Annotated in this window: 1 protein-coding gene and 1 pseudogene; both read right to left on the bottom strand. The window is 44.9% G+C overall.

The annotated features are described in order from the left end of the window. Nucleotides 1–326: hypothetical protein (locus ACFIL8_RS12230; protein WP_375690038.1), on the bottom strand; the 326-nt coding region annotated here is incomplete at its 3' end. Further along, nucleotides 326–622: pseudogene (locus ACFIL8_RS12225) on the bottom strand (hypothetical protein); the annotation flags it as partial. The pseudogene ACFIL8_RS12225 and the gene ACFIL8_RS12230, both read right to left, overlap by 1 nt.

The raw sequence follows: 622 nt of genomic DNA, 5'->3' as shown, positions 1-622 counted from the left end.
CCATTCTCACGCGCCCAATCCTCTACAAATGTCAAATTATCAACTTGATCAAGAACGCCCTTGCCACTACATTCACAAATCAGAGCGCGCTTCTTTCCTAAAACTGTCTGTTGTATCTGGGTCGTGAATGCCGCTAAAAAGCGCTCGTCATCATCCAAAACAAGCCATAACTGTTTCTTGCCACTGCAAATCGCTTCAAGGAGCTCTTGCAACGTGATTTCATGTTTAAAACGTTCCACATACTCGCGAAACGACGCAATGATGTCTTCAAGATATGGTGCTATACGCTCCATATCCCAAGACGTGGTCAAAAAGACTTTTGCCATTACCCTCTGCCTAAAGGACGTAAATCCACATTAAACCCTGTGATTTGGTTCCAATGAACACCTTCAGGAATACGCAATTTAAAGCGGTGATAACGATTGCGCGAACGACCATGATAAGCGCCCGTGACATATGAACATGCCCTCTCTTGGTGCCATGTAATCGGCGTCTGATTATTGCGAAGCCGACGCTCTCCTATGCTTAAAAGACCTTCCGTCGTATCAACTTCAGCAAACATCTTCGTGATAAAGTTAAAACTTCCATCTGGTGCTCCCAATTCTTGCGAAACAACCGTTGC

The sequence above is a fragment of the Bartonella sp. AP57NXGY genome, assembly GCF_042195805.1.
Lineage (GTDB): Bacteria > Pseudomonadota > Alphaproteobacteria > Rhizobiales > Rhizobiaceae > Bartonella.
Note: the sequence above shows the minus strand (reverse complement) of the source record. Positions and strands in the feature narration are given on the sequence as shown.